This window comes from Agrobacterium leguminum (assembly GCF_005144435.2).
Classification (GTDB): domain Bacteria; phylum Pseudomonadota; class Alphaproteobacteria; order Rhizobiales; family Rhizobiaceae; genus Agrobacterium; species Agrobacterium leguminum.
This window is the reverse complement of the sequence record NZ_CP120216.1, coordinates 268925-283113: the sequence shown is the minus strand read 5'-3', so window position 1 is coordinate 283113 and position 14189 is coordinate 268925. Positions and strand designations below refer to the sequence as shown.

Sequence of the window (14189 nt, the reverse complement as noted above, 5' to 3'; positions counted from 1 at the left end):
TGAGTTCAATACCCAAGCGTCCATAGGGCTTGATGGCAGATCGGCTAGAGATTTCGCGAGTTTGTCTCCACATCAGGGTCAGCTTGCGCGAGCTCCTTCAGCACGATCTGATTGGATGGCCTACTTTTAGCTTCCCCCCATATTGTAAGCAGTCCCGCAAGAACAACTATAGTAGATCCAATGACCATCACCTCGGTCATTGTTTCGTTGTAGACGACCACCCCAATGATGCAGACCAGTACGGTTTGCAGATACGACATGGGCTGCACAACCACGGCATCGAGCAGATCATAGGCTCGGATCAGGAAGTAGTGCGCGGCGATGCCGCTCAAGCATAATGCGATCATCCACGGCCAATCAGCAAACGCGATAGTCGTCCAGTAGAAGGGGCCGATGATACTCATCACGACAGCACCAGTCATACCGGCATAGAAAAAACTGGTGGCGGGGGTGTCGCTGCCCGCTACAAGACGGGTCAGCGTCGAATAAAGTGCAAAATTTATGGCACATAGCGCTGGCAGGGCGACGGATGCGTCGATCTTCATGTCTACCGGGTTGATGATGAGCAAGACCCCGAAAAACCCGATGCCGATTGCGCCCCAGCGTCGCCAACCCACCGCTTCACCAAGAATGGGGACCGACAGGCATGCGACCAGAAGCGGCGTCGAAGCGAAGATCGCATGCGTCTGAGCAAGACCCACATGGGCAAAAGCATAGGTTGACACGACGAACTGATTTGCCAGCAGGAGGCCACGGCCGATCTGAAGGACAGGCCGCCGCGTCCGGACAGCACTTGAAACCCCTCCTTTTGAACGGCCTGCAATCATGACCACGAACATCGCGAAAATCCAGAATCGAAGCATGATCACGAAATTTACCGGATAAAGCGCTCCGATATGTTTCGAGACACCGTCCTGAATCGCAAAGACCGTCACAGAGAGCAAGGCAAAGAGAAGACCGCAAGAGCGCGAAGATAAACCCAGGTGCATTTTTAGTTTCGATCGATTGAAACGCCCGTCATGGTCGAAACCCTGTCAGGGATATGTTGAAATCAGGACTGAGACCATTTTGTCACGACACGATGACGGGATAGGTCGACGCACGAAGTACCATAAGGCTCCACGACCGATGATCCCCCCTGCAGGGGACAGGTTCGGCTTCGTAAGCGCCGCGGCCGCAACTGGTATGATTCTTGCGTCTCGAAGGGTTGACGAGCTGCTATCTTCCGGGCCTAAGGATTCTGATGAGCACATTTTCTGAAACGGTCATCGCAAAACTTATCGACGTTGCCGACACTCCTGAGTTTCCACAAGCGTTGCTGGACTGTATTGGTCATGTGGTGTCGCTGGATGTTTCAATGATCTCGCATTACAGTGCCACCCGCGCCATCACCTGCTTTGCAGGAAGAAACAATCCGTATATTGAGGACCATTTTCTCAAGCGTTACGCTGCTGGAACGTTTCGCTTCAACCCGTTCTATCAGCATCATCTAAGAGGATTGAACAACGGCGTCTATCTGATGAAGGATCTTGCCGCCACGAATTTCGTCGCGCGTCCCGGGCAAGAGAGCTCAGATATTCGCATCGATGAGCGCGAGGAACTCGGTTATTTAACGGTTGGATGGCCGATGCGGGTGACGGAGGCTAATATCGCGCTTAGAATCGGCACTTCGCAAACGATTCAAATCGCCATTTGTCGAAGTGGTACAGGCGGGTTCAAGCAGCATGAACTGCAAACCCTCGCTCGATATTTGGATGTCTTTACCTCGTTGTATCGTCGCTTCTGCCGGAGTGAACCGCTACAGACGCCCGCGCAGCGCTTTCATCGCGAGATCGGCGTGATCGATGCCGCCGGGCTCTCCCCTCGCGAACGAGAGATCATTGGTCTCATCATCGAAGGGCGAGATACTGAAGCGATCGCTGCCTTTCTAAGGATCGGCACCGAAACGGTTCGCACCCATCGGAAGCGAGCATACCTGAAGCTTAACGTCTCGTCTCGAATGGAACTCCTGACGCTCCTCCTTCCATTCTCGGCCGATTGGTTCGGCAGGCACATTCGCGAGTGCGCAAAAATCGATCAATTCCCAAAAACGCATTGATGCAGATTTCATCGTCGGCGTCTCCGAGCCGGTTTCGCTTTCCGTCTGGAAAATGCGGAGTGCACGAGGCGGCGGGATATAGCGTAAATGGCCTCCGGAATGTTATGCGCAATCTGAATCAAGCGTTCGTGCCGGCGACAGTAATTCGCAGCGGAGACCCGGAGGCACAAAGCCTATGATCGAGTTTTCCAGCTTCTGTACCAGACCGGGAGGCAAGAAAGAATGAACGCCAAAAGTGCCGTTCCGGTCGTAGCCTGAAGCGCTCGCATTATCGCTTGTTGTTCCTGGAAAAAGGTCTCAACAGCGGTGGCCCCGAGGGCTGATACAAAAAGAATCCCGCCACAGAACAGTTGAATGATCTGCGGGATGGTGGGTGATTCAAAATCTGATTTGTGATCAGGCGCCGGCCCCCGGTCGGGCTCTGAACAATTTTTCCGGGTGCTGCCAGCTGACACAATCATTCCCTTTGCAGTTTGCAACCGTCCGGCTAAAGCCACGCCTACGACGTCCGGAGCGGTTCCATTTTTTGAAAAACGTCAGTGGTTGTTCACCCGTTTGAGGAACTGCTGGATACGCGGGTCCCGCGGATTGTCGAACATGTCGGCAGCAGCGCCGATCGACAGGATTCGACCCTTGTCCATGAAGATGACCCGATCTGCAACCTCGCGTGCAAAAGCCATTTCATGTGTTACGACAAGCATCGTCATCCCTTCATTTGCGAGGCCTCGCATAACGCCAAGAACCTCTCCGACCAGTTCAGGATCAAGTGCAGACGTCGCCTCGTCGAACAACATGATCCTCGGATCCATGGCGAGAGCACGTGCTATTGCGACGCGCTGTTGCTGTCCGCCGGAGAGTTCGGCAGGATAGGAATTCCACTTGTCGCCAAGTCCAACCTGGCCAAGGAGCTCACGTCCCCGGCTTTCAGCTTCGCTCTTGTAGCGCCCGAGGACCAGGCGCTGGGCCAGCATGATGTTTCCTCCAACGGTCAGATGGGAGAAGAGATTGAATTGCTGAAACACCATTCCAACATCCTTGCGGATGTTTTGCAGGCCATATCTGGTGGCAATCGAGTGACCGTCAACAACGATCTCGCCCTTATGGAAGGTTTCCAGCCCATTCATTGTGCGCAGAAAGGTACTTTTCCCGGAGCCACTGGGGCCGATGATGGCGACAACTTCGCCAATCTCGACTTCCAGATTGAGGCCGTGGAGAACCTCCTGGGAGCCGTATTTCTTGTGAAGATCATGTACTGAGAGCAATGCCATTTTGGCTCCTATGCTTCCGCTCTGTTGCGGCCGATCCGACGCTCGAGATGCTCGCTGAGCTTGGAGAGCGGATAGCAGATGATGAAATAAAGCACGCCGACCGTGATGAAGAATTCGAACGGGCGACCATACTGGAGCAGCAGTTCCATAGTCCTGCGCATGAGTTCGTTGTAGCCGATCACGGTGGCCAGCGACGTGTCCTTGATGACTGCGACATAAACTCCGACAAGCGCGGGAAGCGACAAGCGCAATGTCTGAGGCGTCACGATGTAGACGAGCCGATGCCAGAAGCTGAGACCCAGCGCTTCCGCCGCTTCAGTCTGCCCCTTTGGTATTGCATCGACGCCACTCCTGAGAACCTCGGCGACATACGCCCCCGAATAGAGCGATATCGCGATGAAGGCTGCCCAGAACCTGTCCACGTCTACGCCGAGCATGGGAAGCCCGAAATAGATGAAGAAGAGCTGCATGAGCAGCGGCGTTCCTCGGAATATTTCGACATAGAGCCTTAGCAAGGCATTCAAAGCCCTGATCTTCGCAACGCGCAGCGCCGCCACGATAGCTCCGACAGCAGTTCCGACAACTACCGCTATCGAAGAGAGAAGCAACGTTGTGAGAAAACTGTCCCAGAGAAGCCAGCGGACGTTCCATACGGCGGAGAAATCCATGGTCAACCTCTGGATCTTGAAGGAAACAGCAACCGCTCGAAGAGCGCGAGACACAAGGAGAGACCAAGCGTCAAAGCAAGATAGATAACGGCCGAGAAAGAGTAGACTTCGATCGTCAGATAGGTCCTGGCGCTTATCTCATTGGTAGCGCCGGTCAGTTCCGCTACAGAGATCACCGAGGCAAGAGACGAGCCCAGAACTGTCGCGACCGCCATGTTTGAGAACGCCGGAAAGATGTTACGAAGACTCACCGGGACGATAATGTAAAACAATTTTTGGAGAGGCCGCATGCCGAGCGCCGTAGCAGCCTCCCTCTGACCGGGCGGAACGGATTTGACGCCGGCACGGAAAATCTCCCCGAGATATGCACCCACATTGAGCGACAGGCCAATGATGCTGGCGGTTACCGGAGAGAATCGGAATCCCAGGCTTGGAAGCCCGTAGAAAATGACGTAAACCTGAAGCAGTAGCGGGGTATTGCGAATGATCTCCACATAGATCGTCGCGATCGTCCGCGCTACGCGGAACCGGCTCAGCTTGCCAGTGGCCACAAGGAAGGCTACACCGATTGCACAGGCAAAAGACACGAGTGAGATAAAGGCCGTGAGGCGCGCGCCAGCGAGAAGCTGCGGATACAGATCCCAGAAAGATCCCCAGTTGAGAAACATGACATGCTCCGGCGGGCGGCCACCAAGTAGGAAGCCGCCTGATAATACGTGTTGACGTTAGAAGCGGGCGAAGATCGGCGGCATGTCGGCGCCGAACCACTTCCTGTAGATTTCCTTGCTCTTGCCTGTTGCGTTCATCTCGAACACGAACTGATTGACCCAGTTGAGCCACTCCTGATCGCCGCGGCGGACGCCGATGCCGTTATAGTCGATGTAGTCCTTGACGGCATCATCGACGATGACTTCCATGTCACCGCTGAGCTTGGCTTGATAGTTCAGCAAGTTGCCGTCGTCGACGATGGCGTCAACCAGGTTTTGACGCAAGGCAAGCAGCATTTGCGGTGCGCCGTCATATGTCTGGACTGTCGCACCCTTGGCAATCGTCGAGAATAGAGCGGCACCCGTCGTCCCCTTGACAACTGCGACTGTTTTGCCCTCGAGGTCGCCAACACCCTTTACAGGCGATCCTTTCGGAACGGCAATCGCCATCTGGATGGCGGTTATATAAGGCGCTGAGAAGGACACCACCTTGGCGCGCTCGGCGTTCATCGTGAACGAGCCGATGATCATGTCGACCTTGTTTGTGCGGAGATTGGGAATGCGGTCGGCCGCCGTGGTATCGACGATTTCAAGCTCGGCGCCCAGCTTTTCAGCTGCGAGCTTGGCTACATCGACATCGTAACCGTCGGGATTGCCTTGTGCATCCTTGAACCCGACCGGCGGAATTGACAGAATGATTCCGACGCGCAGTTTCTTCCCGGATATCACTGTGTCGAGGGTCGACTGCTGCTGCGCAGAAGCCCCACCGAGGGTCGTTATCGCGAAACCGGCGAGCAAGGCGAGGCGGGCAAGTATTGGCATGACTTTCATTTTAGATTCCCCTTTTTGTTACTCATGAATATGCAAGGCAAACAGGTCGTGTCCGTGGTCCGACCATGCTTCCCAGGTTGACTGATCGACGCACGATCCTAGGTCAGGCGGATCGTCGCTGCGTCAGGAACCGCTCGATGCGCGACACACCCTCTTCGAGCTTGTCGATCGATACCGCGTGACAACAACGCAGCCAGCCTTTTCCCTCGGGCCCAAACGCGTCGCCGGGAGCCAGCCCGATCCCGGCGCTTTCGAGGAGCTCGCGGGCGAAGGAAATCGTGTCTGGCACACCGTCGATTCTGAAAAAGGCGTACATGCCGCCACCGGCGTTCGGCACCTCGACGCCGGGCAGTTCGCGAAGGCGCTCGACGAGGACGTTGCGCGTCATCCGCAAATGGGCACGCAATGCCGTGATCGTGTCTTCGCCTTGCTCAAGAGCCGCAACTGCCGCTCGCTGGCTCGGTTCGAAGACACAACACGTGTTGTATTCAATGAGCTTCTCAAATTCGGCGATGATGGCTGGTGGCGCGACCACCCATCCGATTCTGAAGCCTGTCATGAGCCACGCTTTGGAAAAGCTGTTGACGGAAATGATCCGGTCGCCGTCCTGATACCGCGACAAGAAGGATGGCGCGCACCGAAGGTCTGCTTGATGGACCAGCCTTTGATAGACGTCGTCGGCGAGAATCCAGATGCCGTATTTGCGGCAGTGGTCGACGATGATATCAACCTGCTCTTCCTTGAGCATCCAGCCCGTGGGATTTCCTGGCGAATTAAGGATCAGAACCCGTGTCTTGGGTGTGAGTGCTGCAAGTAGCCGGTCAACATCAAGTGTCCATTCACCATCGGAAATCGACAGGGGTACCCGTGTCACAGATGCGCCGAGGATTTTTGGAATCTCCGTGACGTTTGGCCAAAGTGGCGTGACAGCAACGACACGGTCACCGGGGGACATAATCGTTTGGGCGGCAAGCATCAGACCGTTGATTCCCGCGCTCACGACGGCGACACATTCCGAACCGACATGTCGTTCGTGTAGTTTGGTCAGGTACTTGCTAAGAGCAGCCCGCAAATAAGGCCTGCCGAGATTCTGCGGATAGAAGGTTTCGCCTGATTGCAGCGAGGTGATTGCAGCGTCGCGAATGAAAACGGGCGTTACCTGATCGGATTCTCCAAACCAGAACGGCAGGACGTCCGAGCGGCCCATCGCCCCGTTCGCCAGCGAACGGATTAGTGATGGCGACAGGGAAACAATCGCATCCCGCGCTAGAGCTGGAAACAAAGAGGTGTCAGAGATAATTTCAGCAACGGGGCTCATGCGTTTAGCTTTCAGTTTAGCGGCGAGCTCCCTTCACGGTGCTAGCCAAGTCATCATTGAGAAAGCTAAAGCGATTTAGAGGCGCGCAGTATCCCCCACAGGGGGTACGACGCGCATCTCATTCAGTCAGATATTCCCACAGGAAATCCGGTGGCGAGATTTATCAGCTCCGGCATAAACAACTGCACGCGAAGATCAAAATTGCGGTGATGGGACGAAGAGACGTCAGCGCTTGATGATAGCGACTATTTCCGCAGGAGGTTGTCGTGAAGAAGCTTGCGCCGTGTCGATACCCGACCAATCAGGTGAATATGTTCACCGAAAAGTCGATAAAACTGCGTAGCTTCGGAGTGACGCGGCGGTCCGGTGCATAAAGGATATGGATAGGACGCGTCGGGACGGTGTATTCCGGCAAAAGCCTCAACAGCCGACCATCCTCAAGAGCGCTCCGGACGACTTCCATAGGCTGCAATATGATGCCGAGTCCGGCGATTGCCGCGTGAAGCAGGGGCTCTGCCTGGTCGGCGACGAACCGACTGGAGACGGGCACGACCTCCCGACCGCCCGGTCCATCAAACGTCCATTGGGTACGCAAGGCAGTATGGGCGAAGCCGAGGCAATCGTGCTGCTGAAGAGCAGAGGGCGTCTCGATAGGTCCGTGCTCGCGGATGTAGGCCGGACTGGCACAAAGGGCGAGACAGTAAGGCGATAGCGGTCTGGCGATCAGGCCGCTATCGGTCAGCTCCCCGATGCGGAAAACCGCATCGTATCCCTCATCGACCAGATCGACGGCTCGATTGCTAAGGCTAAGCTCCACGGTGACTTGGGGAAAGGCCTTCATGTATTCCGGCAGGCGTGGCGACAGCGTGTGCATGCCGAAACTGACTGGAGCGTTAATTCGCAAGCGGCCACTTGGAACGGCCCGCGTCTCTGCGGCCAAGCTCTCCGCCGTTTCGACTTCCGCCAGAATGATCTTCGCACGTTCATAAAACAGCCGTCCGAAATCCGTCAGACTCTGACGTCTTGTCGTGCGGTGCAACAGCTGGACTCCCAGCTGTTGTTCGAGCTTCGACACCTGCTTGCCCACAAGCTGCGACGATTGGTTCAAGGCATCGGCTGCAGCACTGAACGAGCCCATCTCCACGGCTTTGACGAAGACCTCCATACACGCCAATCGGTCCATTCGAAACTCCATGTATCAATTGTCTAACCAATATGCCGATTTATCATCTCAAAGTTTCAAGTCAAAGATCGAGTAGAAATGCAAAGGAGACAAGTCATGAAGATTGCTGTGATCGGGACGGGCAATATGGGCGGCGCTCTGGCCCGTGCGCTTTTTTCCGCAAAAAAGGAAGTGGTCATCGGTGCCCGCGACCCGGCCAACGCCGCGGCGCTGGCTGCAGAGATCGGCTCCCAGGTCGAAGGCGGGGGGATCGCGGCGGCTCTCAAGGTCGCGGATATTGCGATCGTCGCTTTACCCTATGACGCTGCGATCGCCGTTTTGAAGAGCGCCGGTGATCTGGCCGGCAAGATCGTGGTGGATATCAGCAACCCCATCACAGCCGACTACAAGGACCTGGTGCTTGGCCACACGACATCCGCTGCCGAACAGCTGCAGGCGGCCGCGCCGACCGCGAAGGTTGTGAAGGCGTTCAACACTGTGTTTGCGCCACTCATCCCGGCAGAAGCTCGGCAGAAACAGACCGTCCAAGTCTTCGTCGCAGGAGACGATGCCGATGCGACTGCCAGAATTCGCGAGTTGGCCCAAGCGCTCGCTTTCGAGCCGCAGGATGCGGGACCGCTCAGCAACAGCCGGTTCCTCGAGCCGATCGGGGAGATGAACATTCACTTCGGCTTCTTCCTCGGCAAGGGACCGACGGTCGCCCCCGCCTGGGTTTCGGTCAGCAACTGACACAACCGCTTGAGATCATAAGGACAGCTCCATGAGATATACTCCCAAGACCGTTTTCCCCGCCGCGATCATGCTGGCGTTCTCCGCCTTGCCGTCGTTCGCCCAGCAGGCGATTGATCCAGCTCTGGCAGCGCCGATCAAGGCCTATGAGACTGCCGCAAACGCATCCGACCTCGAGGGCGTGCTGGCGGCCTATACCGACGACGCCGTCTTCATGCCGCAGAACAACCAGCCCGTCGAAGGCAAGGCTGCCGTTGGCGCGGCCTACAAGGGCCTGTTCACTGCCCTCGACCTGAACATCAATTTCACATTCGACGAAGCGCAGAAAATCTCGGAAGACTGGGCCTTCGTTCGCACCCGCTCCGGCGGAACGATCAAGCTGATCCAGAACAACAATGCCGAGATTCCGAACGCCAACCAGGAGATCTTTCTGCTGAAGCGGTCCCCGGACGGCCAATGGAAGATCGCCCGCTACATCTTCAACACGACCGCGCCTGGCCAATAATAATGGCAGGCAAGAGCCTCGGTAGATCGCGGCTTCACCTTGTTTCGACGAAGGGGCCTCGTGGCCCCTTTTCATTTCTACCGCAAAAAATTGGCATCAAATCATGAAAATTATCAACCTGATTACAGGAGTGCTTGTTGCTATGGTGACGATAAACGGCGCATCGGCGCAATCGAAGCTCACGAATACCAGCTACCGCATCGATTATGGCACCGCACTTCCGCAGGAGGCGATGGACGCTGCTAACCGAATGGCGGCCAACGGAGCCGGAGGTTTCACGATCGCCTTCGGCGAAGGTGCCGCGACGGTCTCGCGCGTCAGCTTCGGAGATATCGAACCGACGACCCGATACCCGATTGCATCAGCTTCGAAATTTCTCACGGCTGCCACGGTCATGGCCGTCGTCGACGAGGGCAAGCTGTCGCTCGACCTCCCCGTGTCGACGTGGCTTCCGAATATCTCGGGAGAAGCTGGAAAGCTGACGCTTCGCCAGCTTCTATCCCAGACCTCTGGCCTGGCCGGCTCTGCCGGGGAACTTTATGACCTTGCGCAGGATCACCGGATCACACTCGGGCAGTCGGCCGAGGATGTGACCCGACGTCCGCTTATCAGCCGTCCTGGCGAGGTCTTCGCCTATGGAAGCCCGGGATTCCAGGTTGCGGGCGCGGCCGTCGAGGCGGCAACCGGAAAACTCTGGGCAGACGTTTTCGAGGAGAAGATCGGGCGGCCGCTCAAAATGGACAACACCTACTGGATTCATCTTCGGCTTGACCGGACGGACGAATTGCCGGTGGCGGAGACGCTCAATCCTGTGCTGCAGGGCGGAGCTGTCAGCACCGCGGAAGACTATATGCGTTTTCTCAGTATGATGGCACAGGGCGGTGTCTTCGAGGGCAAGCGTATTCTTTCGAGCGCGTCTGTCGATGCGATGCTGTCGGACCAGACCGCCAATGCTCGCATGACGCCGACCGGTGCTAGCGTGCTACCGGATGCCCATTACAGCCTGGGTAACTGGTGCGAAACCTGGGATGCGCAGGGCCGGTGTAATCGGAACTCCAGCATCGGCCTGTTCGGCACCTATCCCTGGGTTGAACGCAATACGGGGCGTTTCGGCATCATCTTCCTCTATGTTCGCGATGATGCGTTCCGGTTCTGGCCCGAGATGGAAGTCATTCGAGATTCGGCAGCAGCCAAATAGGCGGGAAATCGATGGCAATGGCAGAGTGCTGCCATTGCCGGACGGACCTCTCGTCCTTTTCCACGGCAACCGAATATAGATCGAGTTTACATGTCAGTGAATGCAAATCACTCGGATCGAGCGAAGGGCGCACTGGGCCTGCCGCTGTTATTCACGCCGATGCGAATCCGCGGGATGACATTGCCGAATCGCCTGATGCTTGCGCCTATGTCGCAATATTCTGCGGGCAGGGACGGCTTCGCCGGCGACTGGCATCTTGTCCATCTCGGCAAATTCGCCCTCGGCGGTATGGGAATTGTTCTCACGGAGGCGACCGCCGTAGATCCCAACGGCAGGTTATCCTACGGCGACCTCGGTCTGTGGGAAGACGCACAGATTCTGGGAATGCGTCGGATCACGAACTTCATTCGTGATCAGGGCGTACTCTCCGCAGTCCAACTCGGTCATACGGGGCGAAAGGCTGGCCAGCAGCGACCATGGGAGGGAAAGGGGGCGCTTTCGCCGAAGGAGTGGGAACGGGGCGAAACGCCATTCCCGACTGTTGGCCCCACCGACGAGCCGGCCGAACCCGGCTATCCTGCACCACACGCATTGGAAATGCACGAGATCCCGGCTTTGGTGCATAAATTCGCCGACGCGGCAGCGCGTGCCGACGCCGCCGGCTTCGACATTGTCGAAATCCATGCCGGACACGGCTATCTGATTGCGAGTTTCCTGTCACCAGTCTCCAATACCCGCACCGACGCCTACGACGGAGATCGGGCGGGCCGGATGCGTCTCGCCCTGGAGGTCGCATGCGCCATGCGTGAGAAGTGGCCGACCCGAAAACCGCTCTTTTGCCGTCTTTCGATCGTCGACGGGGCCGAGAACGGCTGGGCTATTGATGATTCGGTGGCTCTCGCGAGTGCGCTCGGAGAGTGTGGGGTCGATCTGATCGACTGCTCGGCCGGAGGCCTGAAGAACTCGACGGTGCTCGCCAATGCCGCGCGTGTTCCGGGTTACCAGGTGCCACTTTCCGCCGAGACCCGGCGGCGCTCGAGCATGCCAACGGCATCAGTCGGCCTGATCCTCGATGCGGCCCACGCCGAGGAGATTCTGCAAAAGGGAGAGGCGGACCTGATCACAATTGGGCGCCAGGCCTTGTACGATCCTTTTTGGGCACTGCACGCGCGCCAGCAGCTTTCGGCCGATCCATCCTTCACCGGGTGGGGCGAGCAGGCGGCCTGGTGGCTCAGTCGCCGTGCGGCGGGTTTGGCGAGCTTAAGAATGGCTCCGGACGGATCATCCTTGCACGAACCATGATGTGATCTTTGGACGGTCACGCCGACAGTTGCCGGTTCAAATGCCCAGAGCGCCGGCCCGCCCTTCTGCCGCAAGCAGATCCACCACATGTCGCACCCTTGGCAGCAGGTGCTTGGTAGCGGGCCAGATCGCGGAGATTTCGACAGTGGCACCCGCCACCTCTTGAAGGACAGGAACGAGCCTTCCTTCCCTCAGATGCCTCGCCAGCAGGGAACTCGGCATCTGGGCAAGGCCGAGGCCCGCAAGGGCGGCTTCGACGATTGCTGCCCCGTCTCCGATTTCGTGCGTGGCCGGCGGATTGATGTAAGTGATCGATCCGTCAACTGCCTTGACGCGCCATGTATTGGGAATATCCCTTCGAAACCCAACGATGCAGTCATGATGCTGGAGATCCGCGACGCTGGAGGGAATGCCTCGTGCTTTGAGGTAATCAGGAGACGCAACGATTAGAACGTTTTGCTCCGCCAACTTCCTCATGATCAGCCCACTCGTGCTACTGGTTCCGCCGAAACGAATCGTGAGATCAACGCCTTCTTCAACTGGATCTATTATCCGGTCGGTCAGTGACAGCGACAGAGATAAGCCCGGATGCTGTTTTACAATCCTCGCTAGAATAGGCAAAAGAATCTGGCGGCCCCAGGCGGCGGGGGCATCAATCCGAAGACGGCCGGCCAGCTTTTGGTTCCTGGCAACCAATGCGCTTTCTGCGGCGCCGATCTCCTCGAGTGCATGCCGGCAGCTTGCCAGATAGGCCTCGCCGTCGGTTGTCAATGTCAGCTTTCGTGTGGTGCGGTGCACGAGTTTCGTGCCCAATCTCTCTTCCAACTTCGCCACGCTTTTACCGACTGCGGATTTGGTAATGCCAAGTTTGTCTGCGGCGGCGGTAAAGCTCAGGAGCGTTGCGGATTCAACGAAGGCGATGATTCCATTTAGCTGATCGGATTGTGCCATTGTAGAATTCTTCTCTACTCACTGTCGATTTTGGCGAGTTTCTCACCCCATAAAATTACAATATCGATTGTTCTCCGACAACAGACTGTCGGCGAGTGCATCTCTGAAATTCTGAGAGACGCTCAAAAGAGACAACCTATCAATCAATCTCGAAGAAGAATTCGAAAGGAGAGTATGATGCCAGTCGTGCGCGTAAGCTGGTTCAGCGGCAAGGATGCCAAGGCGAAAGCGGCTGTAGCTGCCGAAATCACCGAGAGCATCGTCAAGAACACAGGCACAGACCCCAAATACATCTACGTCCTGTTCGAGGATATTGCACCGTCGGATTGGGCAGGCTCTGGCAAATTGTTTGGTGACGAGACCGAAACGTCCTGATAGACGAAGCTCAGGCCCGAACAGCGAAATACCATCGCGGTTCGGGCTAAGAAAGTCTACCACTCCCGATCTCAGGGACGCGAGGCAGAAAGCTCCTTCTTCAGCGCCTCGATGAAGAGATGTGTACGAAGCGGCAGAAGCCTCCTGCCGGGGATGATCGCCCATATGGGGATCTGCGCCTGCCGCCAGTCCTGGAGCACACGGATCAGCCGGCCGGAACGCAGATTTTCCGCCACAAAATGATCTGCAAGCGGCGCGATACCCGCACCATTCAGCGCCATGTGCATCAAGATGCCCGGAGAGTTTGCCATCATCCGGGCTGCCGGACTTCCCTCCCAAGTCTCTGCGTCGGACTGAAGTCTCAGACGCATGGGTTCGCCAAGACGTTGATTGAGATGCAGCACGGTATGGGACATGAGGGCGGCTGGGCTCTCCGGCACCCCCAGGCTATCAAGATACTCTGGCGAGGCGTATAGCCCCATGTCGATCGTTCCGACCCTTCTGGTCGCCAGCGCCGCGTCGTCGTGGAGATCGCCGATGCGAACCGCCACGTCGAAATTCTCCGCGATCAGGTCGACACGGCGGCGCGAGACATCGACGTCCACCAAGACCCTCGGATAGGAGGCCAGGAAGCGCGTCATCAATGACGCCAGCATATCGCTCGTGAAATCGGTGGGAATCGAGATTCTCAGATGTCCGCTCGGCTCCAACGTGCGGCTATCCACGAGTGCCACCGTCGCCTCTACTTCCGCGGCGATCTGCTGCGCGTGACCGAGCACCGTTCCTCCGAAATCGGTCAACGTGATCGTCCGCGTCGTGCGATGGAGCAGCTTCTCCCCCAGGCGGTTCTCCAGCGCGATGACCCGGCGTGAGATCGTTGAATGCGGCACGCCGAGCCGCTCCCCCGCTTTCTTGAAACTCCCCTGCTGAACGACTGCGGCGAACATCATCAGGTCGTTGGGATCGGGAGCCCCCAGTCGCGGAGCCGCATGTTCCTCGGAGAAGATCGTCACGATCATTGTCCCACTAATGAGATATTGAGCACCATTACCCACC

15 protein-coding genes are annotated in these 14189 nt (G+C 57.1%); 6 read left to right on the top strand and 9 right to left on the bottom strand.

The features are described from left to right. Positions 1–44 precede the first annotated feature (44 nt). Positions 45–989, bottom strand: a complete 945-nt coding sequence (locus CFBP4996_RS28010) for a DMT family transporter (RefSeq protein ID WP_080855193.1) — start codon at positions 987–989, stop codon at positions 45–47. A 254-nt stretch (positions 990–1243) separates the two neighbouring features. Between CFBP4996_RS28010 and CFBP4996_RS28005 the strand changes: the two genes are divergently transcribed. Continuing rightward, the gene (locus CFBP4996_RS28005; protein WP_080855192.1) at positions 1244–2098 is read left to right on the top strand and encodes a helix-turn-helix transcriptional regulator; all 855 of its coding nucleotides are present in this window, start codon (positions 1244–1246) and stop codon (positions 2096–2098) included. A gap of 536 nt (positions 2099–2634) precedes the next feature. Here CFBP4996_RS28005 and CFBP4996_RS28000 read toward each other — a convergent pair. From CFBP4996_RS28000 to CFBP4996_RS27975, 6 genes are all read right to left on the bottom strand, one after another. After that, positions 2635–3366 carry an amino acid ABC transporter ATP-binding protein gene (locus tag CFBP4996_RS28000; protein ID WP_080855191.1) on the bottom strand — a complete coding sequence of 244 codons (732 nt, stop codon included), beginning with the start codon at positions 3364–3366 and terminating at the stop codon, positions 2635–2637. Positions 3367–3374: 8 nt separating this feature from the next. Continuing rightward, positions 3375–4034 (bottom strand): amino acid ABC transporter permease, encoded by a 660-nt coding sequence (locus tag CFBP4996_RS27995; RefSeq protein WP_080855190.1) that lies wholly within the window; start codon positions 4032–4034, stop codon positions 3375–3377. 2 nt (positions 4035–4036) lie between these two features. Then, positions 4037–4702, bottom strand: a complete 666-nt coding sequence (locus CFBP4996_RS27990; RefSeq protein WP_080855189.1) for an amino acid ABC transporter permease — start codon at positions 4700–4702, stop codon at positions 4037–4039. Positions 4703–4759: 57 nt separating this feature from the next. Continuing rightward, positions 4760–5572 (bottom strand): transporter substrate-binding domain-containing protein, encoded by an 813-nt coding sequence (locus CFBP4996_RS27985; protein WP_080855188.1) that lies wholly within the window; start codon positions 5570–5572, stop codon positions 4760–4762. Positions 5573–5675: 103 nt separating this feature from the next. Next, positions 5676–6890, bottom strand: a complete 1215-nt coding sequence (locus CFBP4996_RS27980) for a pyridoxal phosphate-dependent aminotransferase (RefSeq protein ID WP_080855187.1) — start codon at positions 6888–6890, stop codon at positions 5676–5678. A 301-nt stretch (positions 6891–7191) separates the two neighbouring features. Next, positions 7192–8073: a LysR family transcriptional regulator gene (locus tag CFBP4996_RS27975; RefSeq protein WP_080855408.1), complete on the bottom strand. Its 882-nt coding sequence runs from the start codon at positions 8071–8073 to the stop codon at positions 7192–7194. 96 nt (positions 8074–8169) lie between these two features. Between CFBP4996_RS27975 and CFBP4996_RS27970 the strand changes: the two genes are divergently transcribed. From CFBP4996_RS27970 to CFBP4996_RS27955, 4 genes are all read left to right on the top strand, one after another. Continuing rightward, positions 8170–8802: an NADPH-dependent F420 reductase gene (locus CFBP4996_RS27970; protein ID WP_080855186.1), complete on the top strand. Its 633-nt coding sequence runs from the start codon at positions 8170–8172 to the stop codon at positions 8800–8802. Positions 8803–8833: 31 nt separating this feature from the next. Further along, positions 8834–9307, top strand: coding sequence for a YybH family protein (locus CFBP4996_RS27965; RefSeq protein WP_080855185.1), 474 nt, complete (start codon positions 8834–8836; stop codon positions 9305–9307). 103 nt (positions 9308–9410) lie between these two features. Continuing rightward, positions 9411–10505: a serine hydrolase domain-containing protein gene (locus tag CFBP4996_RS27960; RefSeq protein ID WP_080855184.1), complete on the top strand. Its 1095-nt coding sequence runs from the start codon at positions 9411–9413 to the stop codon at positions 10503–10505. Between the two features lie 90 nt (positions 10506–10595). Beyond that, a complete protein-coding gene (locus CFBP4996_RS27955; RefSeq protein WP_080855183.1) occupies positions 10596–11807 on the top strand; it encodes an NADH:flavin oxidoreductase/NADH oxidase in 1212 nt (403 codons plus the stop codon). A gap of 36 nt (positions 11808–11843) precedes the next feature. Here CFBP4996_RS27955 and CFBP4996_RS27950 read toward each other — a convergent pair whose 3' ends face one another. Next, positions 11844–12758 carry a LysR family transcriptional regulator gene (locus CFBP4996_RS27950; protein WP_080855182.1) on the bottom strand — a complete coding sequence of 305 codons (915 nt, stop codon included), beginning with the start codon at positions 12756–12758 and terminating at the stop codon, positions 11844–11846. A 177-nt stretch (positions 12759–12935) separates the two neighbouring features. On the opposite strand from CFBP4996_RS27950, the gene CFBP4996_RS27945 reads away from it, so the two are divergent. After that, entirely contained in the window at positions 12936–13133 is a 198-nt protein-coding gene (locus tag CFBP4996_RS27945) for a tautomerase family protein (protein ID WP_080855181.1), read from the top strand. Positions 13134–13204: 71 nt separating this feature from the next. On the opposite strand, the gene CFBP4996_RS27940 is transcribed toward CFBP4996_RS27945, so the two are convergent. Then, a complete protein-coding gene (locus CFBP4996_RS27940; RefSeq protein WP_080855180.1) occupies positions 13205–14152 on the bottom strand; it encodes a LysR family transcriptional regulator in 948 nt (315 codons plus the stop codon). Positions 14153–14189 lie beyond the last annotated feature (37 nt).